10 protein-coding genes are annotated in these 9,272 nt (G+C 66.4%); 4 read left to right on the top strand and 6 right to left on the bottom strand.

The window, feature by feature from the left end; all coding sequences use genetic code 11:
• Positions 1–157 precede the first annotated feature (157 nt).
• The gene (locus tag QRN34_RS15100; RefSeq protein WP_285405677.1) at positions 158–1,666 is read right to left on the bottom strand and encodes a peptide MFS transporter; all 1,509 of its coding nucleotides are present in this window, start codon (positions 1,664–1,666) and stop codon (positions 158–160) included.
• Positions 1,667–2,014: 348 nt separating this feature from the next.
• The gene (locus tag QRN34_RS15095; RefSeq protein ID WP_285405675.1) at positions 2,015–2,863 is read right to left on the bottom strand and encodes a tryptophan 2,3-dioxygenase family protein; all 849 of its coding nucleotides are present in this window, start codon (positions 2,861–2,863) and stop codon (positions 2,015–2,017) included.
• Between the two features lie 229 nt (positions 2,864–3,092).
• On the opposite strand from QRN34_RS15095, the gene pdhA reads away from it, so the two are divergent.
• The 4 genes from pdhA to QRN34_RS15075 all read left to right on the top strand — a co-directional run bounded on the left by pdhA (position 3,093) and on the right by QRN34_RS15075 (position 7,050).
• Entirely contained in the window at positions 3,093–4,172 is a 1,080-nt protein-coding gene (pdhA, locus tag QRN34_RS15090) for a pyruvate dehydrogenase (acetyl-transferring) E1 component subunit alpha (RefSeq protein ID WP_285405673.1), read from the top strand.
• 12 nt (positions 4,173–4,184) lie between these two features.
• Entirely contained in the window at positions 4,185–5,165 is a 981-nt protein-coding gene (locus QRN34_RS15085; RefSeq protein WP_036139881.1) for an alpha-ketoacid dehydrogenase subunit beta, read from the top strand.
• A 13-nt stretch (positions 5,166–5,178) separates the two neighbouring features.
• Entirely contained in the window at positions 5,179–6,585 is a 1,407-nt protein-coding gene (locus tag QRN34_RS15080; protein WP_285405671.1) for a dihydrolipoamide acetyltransferase family protein, read from the top strand.
• A gap of 174 nt (positions 6,586–6,759) precedes the next feature.
• Entirely contained in the window at positions 6,760–7,050 is a 291-nt protein-coding gene (locus QRN34_RS15075) for a hypothetical protein (RefSeq protein WP_285405669.1), read from the top strand.
• On the opposite strand, the gene QRN34_RS15070 is transcribed toward QRN34_RS15075, so the two are convergent.
• The 4 genes from QRN34_RS15070 to QRN34_RS15055 are packed head-to-tail and all read right to left on the bottom strand — an operon-like array spanning position 7,043 to position 9,202.
• Positions 7,043–7,564, bottom strand: coding sequence for a GNAT family N-acetyltransferase (locus QRN34_RS15070; protein WP_285405667.1), 522 nt, complete (start codon positions 7,562–7,564; stop codon positions 7,043–7,045). The two genes, QRN34_RS15075 and QRN34_RS15070, sit on opposite strands and share 8 nt — an antisense overlap.
• Positions 7,564–8,097, bottom strand: coding sequence for a tail fiber protein (locus tag QRN34_RS15065; protein WP_285405665.1), 534 nt, complete (start codon positions 8,095–8,097; stop codon positions 7,564–7,566). Before QRN34_RS15065 ends, QRN34_RS15070 begins: the two co-directional genes overlap by 1 nt.
• Before the next feature lie 22 nt (positions 8,098–8,119).
• On the bottom strand, positions 8,120–8,650 hold the full coding sequence (locus tag QRN34_RS15060; RefSeq protein ID WP_285405663.1) for a tail fiber protein: 531 nt from the start codon (positions 8,648–8,650) through the stop codon (positions 8,120–8,122).
• Between the two features lie 21 nt (positions 8,651–8,671).
• Positions 8,672–9,202 carry a tail fiber protein gene (locus tag QRN34_RS15055; protein WP_285405661.1) on the bottom strand — a complete coding sequence of 177 codons (531 nt, stop codon included), beginning with the start codon at positions 9,200–9,202 and terminating at the stop codon, positions 8,672–8,674.
• Positions 9,203–9,272: the final 70 nt, after the last annotated feature.

Raw genomic sequence — 9,272 nt, 5'->3', positions numbered from 1 at the left:
GCAAACTGCTCATCACCCTCAACGCCATGGTCCGCGATCAGACTCCATGGCACGGAACGGTAGAGGCCTGAAAAAGACAGTTGCTCCTACACACCCCAGGCACCTTGCAAGGACGCCGGTACCTGGGCGCGCGCCCAGGCCTGGCGTCGTGGGGGTGTTATTTCACCCCGTGCATCAAGCGGTTGATCAGTGGGGCGATGAGGAACAGCAGGATGCCCGAGCCGATCAGCAGTTCGAAGCTGAAGGTGAAGCCGGACAGCGCGGAGCCGATGGTGATGCCGGTCTCGCCGCTGATGTGGCCGGCCAGCAGTCCGGACAGGTTGTTGCCGATGGCGGTGGACAGGAACCAGCCACCCATCGCCAGGCCCACGACCCGTAGCGGCGCCAGCTTGGTGACCATCGACAGGCCGATCGGCGAAAGGCACAGCTCGCCAATGGTCTGCATGACGTAGCACATGGCCAGCGGCCAGAAGGGAATGAGGTTGTCGGCGCCCACGAGGCGGGTCAGCGCATACATCAGCACCAGGAAGCCCAGCGCGTTGAACATCAGGCCAAGGCCGAACTTGCGCGGGATGGACGGTTCCTTGCGGCGCTTCGCCAGCCAGCCCCAGCTGAGGGCGACGACGGGTGCGAAGACGAGGATGGCCGCGGAGTTGAGCGACTGGAACCAGCCGGTGGGGAATTCCCAGCCGCCGAACATGCGCCGGTCGACGATGTTCTGGGCCAGGAAGTTCAGCGAGCTGCCGGCCTGCTCGAAGAACATCCAGAACAGCACGTTGAAGGCGAACAACAGCAGCATGGCGATGACACGGTGGATCTGGATGCGGTCGTGGCGCACGGCTTCGACCACCAGCATGATCGCCACGCCGATGAACAGCACGCCGAGCAGCCAGGCGATCAACACCGCGCCAGCGTAAGCCATGAGCAGGTAGACCAGCGGGATGGCGACGAGGATGCCCACCAGCACCGCACCCAGGTTCTTGCCGGCGTGGCGCTCCGGCGGCGGCACGCCCACGCCCTTGAGCTGTTTCTTACCGATCAGGAACCAGATGAAGCAGATCACCATGCCGACGCCGGTGGAGGCGAACACGGCGCGGTAGTTGTCCTGCAGGGGCGTATCCGTCGCCACCGAGGCGATCCAGCCGGTCACCAGCGGGGCGAGGAAACCGCCCATGTTGATGCCCATGTAGAAAATGGTGAAGCCACGGTCGCGACGGTCGTCGCCCTGGCGGTAGATCTGGCCGACCAGCGAGGAGATGTTCGGCTTGAACAGGCCGTTGCCGACGATCACCGTGGCCAGCCCCGCCAGGAACACCTGCTGGTGCGGCACCATCACCATGAACAGGCCGGCACCCATCACCACCGCGCCGACCAGGATGGAACGCTGGTAGCCCAGTATCCGGTCGGCCACCCAGCCGCCGAACAGGGCCGAGGCATAGACCAGCGCCAGGTAGGCCCCGTAGGTGCGACTGGCGTAGCCCTGCCCGGCCTGGTCGCCCTTGAAGAACTCCGCCACGATGTACAGCGTGAGCGCCCAGCGCATCCCGTAGAACGCGAAGCGCTCCCAGAATTCGGTCATGAACAGCATCCACAGGGGGCGCGGATGGCCCATGGTCTGCGGGTAGTCGGGCACGTCGCGTACCTGGCCGGGGGCTGTCGGAGTCATGGCTTCCCTTGTGAACGGTGCAAGCAGCGTGTTTAGCGGGAGGGGGCCTCCGCGTCAAATCCCGCCGTCGATATCCACGTGCCTGGGGGGGGGTAGGAGCCCACGATGTGGGCGAACCGTCTACGTAACTAAGGCGAGGGAAGCCAACCTCGCGCACAGGCGAGCGTTTTTAGACTCGCCTGGGGCGGCTTTGAAGGGCGTCAAAAAAAGCCGCGTCGTTCGACTCACGGTAACGCTCGCAGGGATGCGATGCATGGCTTCATTCGCCGGGCGTGACCTGAGGGTTCGCCCACATCGTGGGCTCCTACGCGAGCCTGGGTTCGTGGAATGGCCAGCCCCACAGGATGGTCAGGTGCCCAGGATGGTGCGGACCTCGATCAGCTCGGGGAAGAAGCTTTGCTCCAGCGCCTTGCGCAGGAAGGCCACGCCCGAGGAGCCGCCGGTGCCGGCGCGGAAGCCGATGATGCGCTCCACCGTCTTCATGTGGCGGAAGCGCCAGAGCTGGAAGGCTTCCTCCACGTCCACCAGCTGCTCGCTGAGGTGGTATTCGGGCCAGTGGTGCGCCGTGTCCTCGTAGATCCGCTTGAACACCGGCAGCAGGGACGGCTGGCTGCGCCAGGGCTGGGTGAGGTCGCGCTGCAGGATGTCCGCGGGCACCGCATGGCCGCGGCGTGCCAGGTAGCGCAGGAACTCGTCGTACAGGCCCGGGGCCTCGAACACCTTGCCCAGCCGCGCATGGGCCGCGGGATCGTGCTCGAACACACGCAGCATGTCCGCGTGCTTGTTGCCCAGCAGGAACTCCACGATGCGGTACTGCAGCGACTGGAACCCCGACGACGGCCCCAGCACGTCGCGGAACTGCAGGTATTCGGCAGGCGTGAGGGTTTCCAGCACCGCCCACTGCTCGTACAGCTGGCGTTGGATCTGCTTGACCCGGGCCAGCACCTTGAGGGTGCCGTCCACGTCGTCGGCGCGCAGCCGCGTCAGTGCCGCGTCCAGCTCGTGGATCATCAGCTTCAGCCACAGCTCCGAGGTCTGGTGCTGGACGATGAACAGCATCTCGTCGTGGTGGGCCGGCTGGCTGCGCGGCTGCTGGGCGGAGAGCACCTGGTCGAGCTTCAGGTAGTCCCCATAGGTGAGGCGGCCGTCGAGGTCGGTACGGATGCCCGGTTCGATCTCGCGCTGGGGAGGGGTCATCGAAAACTCTTTTCACGTTAGGGGTGCCAGGACCCCGCAACCCGCGCCACAGCGCCGTTCCGGGGCCGCCACGGCCGGTTCCATGCTGCGCCGTGCCTTGCCGGGTGATAATACCCCTGATATCTAGTCCGGCTCGCAATGATCGAAAAGCCGCTCGTGCCCCGCTGGATGGGCCGTTCGCTTCCCCACTCGTGCGTGTCGTTTCTAACCCTTCCCCTGGGAGCGAGTCGTGTCCATCGCCGCCAAGTTCGAAATCGAATACCTGCAGTACCTTGACCAGGATGGCAAGGAAACCGGCAAGGAACTCCCCGCCTTCGCCAAGGACCTCGACCACATGGTCGAGCTCTACAAGCTGATGGTGTCCACCCGCGTGTTCGATGCCAAGTCGATCGCGCTGCAGCGCACCGGCAAGCTGGGCACCTACGCCTCGTGCCTGGGCCACGAGGCCGCGCACGTCGGCATCGGTAGCGCCATGCGCCGGGAAGATTCCCTGGCCGTGTCCTACCGCGAATACGGCGCACAGCTGTATCGCGGCGTGAAGCCCCGCGAGGTCTACACCTACTGGGGTGGCGACGAGCGCGGCAACGACTTCCAGGACGCCCCGGCGCACGACTTCGCCTGGTGCGTGCCCATCGGTACCCAGTGCCTGCACGCCGCCGGCTCCGCGCTGGCCTTCAAAATCCGCAAGGAACCCCGCGTGGCCGTCTGCACCATCGGTGACGGCGGCTCGTCCAAGGGCGACTTCTACGGCGCCATCAACGTCGCCGGCGCGCAGAAGCTGCCGATGGTCGCGGTGATCGTCAACAACCAGTGGGCCATCTCGGTGCCCCGCCGCATCCAGAGCGGTTCCGGCACGCTGGCCCAGAAGGGCATCGCGGCCGGCCTGCCCTGCATCCAGGTGGACGGCAACGACATCATCGCCGTGCGCGCCGCCATGGAGATCGCCCTGGACCGCGCCCGCAACGGCGAAGGCGCCAGCGTAATCGAAGCGGTGACCTACCGCCTCGGCGACCACACCACCGCCGACGATGCCCGCCGCTACCGTGGCGAGCAGGAAGTGAAGGACGCCTGGGAGCGCGACCCCGTACCGCGCCTGCGCAAGTGGCTCGAAGCCAAGGGCCAGTGGGACGACGCGAAGGAAGAGGCCTGGAAGACCGAGTGCGACGACTGGATGGACAACGAAGTAAACGCGTATCTGGAAACGAAGAACCAGCCGGCAACGGCCATGTTCGACTACCTGTACGCCGAACTCCCGGCCGACCTCGAAGCACAGCGCGAGCTCGTCGCTTCCCTCGATCGCAAGTCGTAAGGACTTCTTCCCATGGCACAAATCACTCTTATCGAAGCGGTGACCCAGGCGCTCGCCTATGAAATGCGCAACGACGAAAGCGTCGTGGTGCTCGGCGAGGACGTCGGTGTCAACGGCGGCGTGTTCCGCGCCACCCAGGGCCTGCAGGAGCAGTTCGGCGAGATGCGCGTCATCGACACGCCGCTGGACGAAGGCACCATCGCCGGCCTGACCATCGGCCTGGCCGTGCAGGGCATGAAGCCGGTGGCGGAAGCCCAGTTCGAGGGCTTCATCTACCCGATGATGGAACACATCGCCTGCCATGCCGCCCGCATGCGCAACCGTACCCGTGGTCGCATGACCGTGCCGGCCGTGTGGCGCGCCCCCTGGGGCGGCGGCATCCGCGCGCCGGAGCATCACTCCGAGGCGAACGAGCACCTGTTCACGAACATCCCCGGCCTGCGCGTGGTCATGCCCTCGTCGCCCGCACGTGCCTACGGCCTGCTGCTGGCCGCCATCCGCGATCCGGACCCGGTGATCTTCTTCGAGCCCAAGCGCATCTACCGCCAGTACAAGGAAGAGGTGCCCGACGACGGCGAAGCGCTGCCGCTGGATGTCTGCTTCGTGCTGCGCGACGGCACCGACGTCACCCTGGTGACCTGGGGTGCGCAGGTGAAGGAATGCCTGGAAGCCGCCGACGAACTGGCCCAGCAGGGCGTCAGCGCGGAAGTGATCGACGTGGCCACGCTGACCCCGCTCGACTTCGACACCATCGCCGAGTCGGTGACCAAGACCGGCCGCTGCGTCATCGTGCACGAAGCGCCCAAGACCGCCGGCTTCGGTGCCGAGATCGCTGCCCGCCTGGCCGAGGAATGCCTCTATAGCCTGCTCGCCCCCGTGCAGCGCGTGACCGGTTTCGATACGCACATCCCGCTGTTCCGCCTGGAAATGAAGTACCTGCCCAGCGTCGAACGCATCGTCGAAGCCGCCCAGCGCACGCTCGCCGCCTCCTGAGGAACCGATAGACATGGCCGACATCAAGACCTTTTACCTGCCGGACCTCGGCGAAGGCCTGCCCGACGCGACCGTCGTGGAATGGCACGTCAAGGAAGGCGACACCATCAAGCTCGATGCCCCGCTGGTGTCGATGGAGACCGCGAAGGCCGTCGTCGACGTGCCCTCGCCGTACTCCGGCACCGTGAAGAAGCTGCACGGCGGCGTGGGCGACATCATCGAGACCGGCGCCTCGCTGGCCGATTTCGAGATCGACCCGAACGCGCGCCAGCGTGCCGAGGCCGAGTCCACGGGTCATCACCATGGCCCGAAGAAGAGCGTTGGCAGCCCGGCCCCGGACGACGCGACCAAGGTCGTCGCCTCCGATGACGGCGGCGAGATCGAATCCGACGGCAAGGCCCCGGCACAGCGCGAAGACGAGGGCACCGTCGTCGGCGCCATGGTCAGCGGCAATGCCGTGCACACCGAGCAGGTCTCCAGCGCCGGTGGCGTCAAGGCCGTGCCGGCCGTGCGCGCGCTGGCGAAGAAGATGAAGATCGACCTCACCCGCGTGCAGCCCACGGGCGCGGGCGACGTGATCACCATGGCCGACGTGAAGAACGCGGCGGCCAACGGCAGCGCCACACTCGGTGCCTCCGGGTCGGCTTCTCCCGCGCCCGCACGCCCTGCCTCGGCGCAGCACCTTGCACCCACGCTGCCGGAGCCGGGCCCCGCCCCGTCGCGCACGCCGGTGTCGCTCGCCGGCAAGGCCGTGCGCACCGCGCCCCCGGGCAAGGACAGCATGGGCCAGCCGGAACAGCTGAAGGGTGTCCGTCGCAACATGGCGCGCGTGATGGCCGAAGCACACGCCAACGTCGTCCCGACCACCATCGTCGACGATGCCGACCTGCACGCCTGGATCGGCAAGCAGGACATTACCGCCCGCCTGATCCGCGCCATCGTGACGGCCTGCAAGACGGTGCCGGCGCTCAACGCCTGGTTCAACGGCAAGGACCTGACCCGCACGCTGCACCCCCACGTGGACATCGGCATCGCGGTGGACACGGAAGACGGCCTGTTCGTGCCGGCCCTGCGTAATGCCGACGTGCTCGACGGTGCCGGCGTCCGCGCCGCGATCAAGCGCCTGCGTTCGTCGGTTGAAGATCGCAGCATCCCGGCGTCGGAACTGTCCGGCTACACCATCAGCCTGTCCAATTTCGGCATGTTCGCCGGCCGTTACGCCACCCCGGTGGTCGTACCGCCCACGGTCGCGATCGTCGGCGCGGGCAAGCTGAGCCACGACGTGGTCGCCGTGATGGGTGGCATCGAAGTGCATCGCCGCATGCCGCTGTCGCTGACGTTCGATCACCGCGCCGCCACCGGCGGCGAGGCTGCGCGGTTCCTGAAGGCGATGATCGACGATCTGGGACTGCCGCAGTAATAGCGGGTTGGCGCAGTAACCGGGGTGCAGTCGTAACCCGGGTGTTTTTTCGCGCACATCGTGCGCTCCTACATGACCGGATCCTACCGGCGTTTGTAGGAGCGCACGATGTGCGCGATGCTCTCCCCCCAACGAAACCGACCTGCGCAACGCAGGCCACCCGGGAGGGCACCCATGCAGTTCTTCGAGATCCACCACTTCGCCGGCCATCTGAACGAAACCTTCGAGGCCGACGTCGATACCGGCGACGGCAATGCGCCCTTCGTGCTGGTGGAAGTGCAACCGCTGCCCGCGGCATCCTCGTTCCGCCAGGCGTTCTCGCTGCTGTTCCACAACACCGCGGCGATCCTCTTCGCCCAGCGGACCTATACGATGCGCCATCCGCAACTGGGTGAATTCGGCATCTTCCTCGTACCCATCGCGCGCGACCGCAACGGCTTCGTCTACCAGGCCGTGTTCAACTAGCGCGCATGCGCCGGTGCATGCCACCGGCCTCGCCTTCGTCGACGAAACCCAGGCGCGTGTAAAGCCGCATCGCGGCGGGGTTGTTCACGGCCACGCTGAGCGTGACGGCGGGCGCGATCGCACGCGTAGCCTGCAACAGCGCGGTGCCGATGCCCTGCCCGCGCACGTCTGCCAACAGCGCGATATCGACCACGTGCCACGCCGGCCCGGATACGTCGAGGTAATAGCGCCCGATGTCACGGCCGCCGCGTTGCAGGAGGAAGAAATGCGCGTCCGGAAAGTGATGCACGAAGTGCATGTGCTGCATGCCGAACTGCTGGTCGGCGAAGGCAACCCGGGTTGCTTCCGGCCACCCGGTGGCGGCCAGTTCGTCGTCGCGCGTCTGGCGATAGAGCACGCGCAGGAAAGGCAGGTCGTGCTCGCCACAAGCACGCAACCGCAGGCCGTCAACGGCCAGTGACCCCGCCAGCGTGGTGCTCGCGGGGCCAGCGACGGGAAAGTCGGGCAGGGCCATCATTCGAACTGTGGATAGATGCCCTGTAGCGCGATGCAAAAATTCAACGCCAGGAACGGCTGCCGGTTTTCATGTGGCACGCCCGAGCCGGCCGGCTGTATGGCCAGCGGAGACAGCGTGGTGGAAGGCACTGCACCCGGCAGGAACGGCGCCGCGGTACTGGGGGTGACCAGGGCGCTGCCCGCCGCGGGCACGGACGTCCGCTTGGTCTGATCGCGTTGCACGTACACCGTCGCGCCATGCCCGTGTGACGGCATCTCGGGCACCGTCAAGGCATGCTGGAACTCGCCATACACGTTACCTGCCGATCGCGCCGTCAGCCCAGGTCCGGCGCCGCTACCCCCAGGCGCTCGCGACGTGAGGTTAGGCAGCATGAAGGTCGTCGAGCCGTCGCCGCCGTAGGTGTTCCCCAGCAGCGAAAACAGCGCCGTGTACTGTCTCACCGGCAACGTCGCGCCGTTGCAGAACGCCCAGTTCACGGGCGCGAAATCGAAGGCAAAAACCTGGATTTCGCCGAAGTAAGGTTCGGTCATGTCGTAGTCGCCTGGCGAGGGATCACGGAGGAGTGGGATAGATGCCGAGGTACGCGATGTAGAACGGTACGCTCAGCGTCGGCATGAGGTTGTTGTGCGGCTGCGAGCCACCCTGGTTGCCCACGGCGGCTGTCGCCAACGCGTAGCCGGTAAGGCCGGTGATATCCGGCGTGTACATCGTGTCCGGGGCGATACCGCCAAGCACCGCACTCGAGCTGGGCGTGGCACTGGTGCCTGCGTCGGTCGTGGCGAGGCACGTATGGTTGTGCATGGGCAGCTGTGGCGTCGACAGCGTCACCGTCTCGGTGCCCGACTTCTGGCCCGGGACGTAGTTGCCTAGACCGGGCCCCTGCCCCAGCCCCACCGGCAGGCGACCGCGCATGTCCGGAACACCGAAGGTGTTGACCCCGTCACCGCCATAGGTGGTGCCCAGCAGAGCGTAGAGCGTCTCGTAATCGCCGATCGAGACCAGGCTGCCGTCGCAGGCGAGCCACCCCTGCGGAACGCGGCTGAAGCCGAGCATGCGAATCTCGCCGATATAACACTCGGACATGGTCGTTCTCCTGGTTCGGCGTCAGCTGCGTGACGGAAAGATGCCGCTTATGGCGATATTGAAGCCGAGCACGCTGAAAGGCTGCAGGTTCGGATGCGGCTGGTTACCGCCCGCCATGCCGATGGTGGAACCCATCAATGGTGTCGGATGGGCTGGCGTGGCATAGAAGTTTTCCGCACCCGAGCCACCGTACAACGCATTGGTCGGCAATTTGAGCGTGCCGGCCGTGGTGGTGGCGTTCAAGGGATGCGTGTGGGCCGGCATCTGGCCTTGCAGAAGGGTCACGTTCTCCACGCCGGCTGCGGCGCCGACGGTATAAGCCGGCGGTTGCCAACTGCCATCAGCCGACGGCCCCGAGCCGACCGGCGTGCGGCTGCGCAGATCGGGCAAGGCGAACGTGGTGCGACCGTCACCGCCGAACTTCACGCCAAGCAGGGAATACAGCGCCTGGTTCTGCTGCAACGGGATCAACTGGCCGTTGCACGCCGCGAACCCCCTGGGTGCGAAGTTGAACCCCGCGAGCATGACCTGCCCGAGGAAATAGTTGCTCATCCGGTGTCCCCTGATCGTTGGCTCGCGAGAGGCGGCGGCGCCTGCCTTGACCGACTCTCGTCCATGGCGT

This window comes from Luteibacter sp. ME-Dv--P-043b, assembly GCF_030209605.1.
In the GTDB taxonomy this organism is placed as follows: Bacteria; Pseudomonadota; Gammaproteobacteria; order Xanthomonadales; family Rhodanobacteraceae; genus Luteibacter.
Note: the sequence above shows the minus strand (reverse complement) of the source record. Positions and strands in the feature narration are given on the sequence as shown.

Excerpts from the sequence above, each read along its gene's own strand:
- QRN34_RS15100 (WP_285405677.1), bottom strand. The coding sequence starts at position 1,666 with ATGACTCCGACAGCCCCCGGCCAGGTACGCGACGTGCCCGACTACCCG.
- QRN34_RS15095 (WP_285405675.1), bottom strand. The coding sequence starts at position 2,863 with ATGACCCCTCCCCAGCGCGAGATCGAACCGGGCATCCGTACCGACCTC.
- QRN34_RS15085 (WP_036139881.1), top strand. The coding sequence starts at position 4,185 with ATGGCACAAATCACTCTTATCGAAGCGGTGACCCAGGCGCTCGCCTAT.
- QRN34_RS15080 (WP_285405671.1), top strand. The coding sequence starts at position 5,179 with ATGGCCGACATCAAGACCTTTTACCTGCCGGACCTCGGCGAAGGCCTG.
- QRN34_RS15075 (WP_285405669.1), top strand. The coding sequence starts at position 6,760 with ATGCAGTTCTTCGAGATCCACCACTTCGCCGGCCATCTGAACGAAACC.
- QRN34_RS15070 (WP_285405667.1), bottom strand. The coding sequence starts at position 7,564 with ATGGCCCTGCCCGACTTTCCCGTCGCTGGCCCCGCGAGCACCACGCTG.
- QRN34_RS15065 (WP_285405665.1), bottom strand. The coding sequence starts at position 8,097 with ATGACCGAACCTTACTTCGGCGAAATCCAGGTTTTTGCCTTCGATTTC.
- QRN34_RS15060 (WP_285405663.1), bottom strand. The coding sequence starts at position 8,650 with ATGTCCGAGTGTTATATCGGCGAGATTCGCATGCTCGGCTTCAGCCGC.
- QRN34_RS15055 (WP_285405661.1), bottom strand. The coding sequence starts at position 9,202 with ATGAGCAACTATTTCCTCGGGCAGGTCATGCTCGCGGGGTTCAACTTC.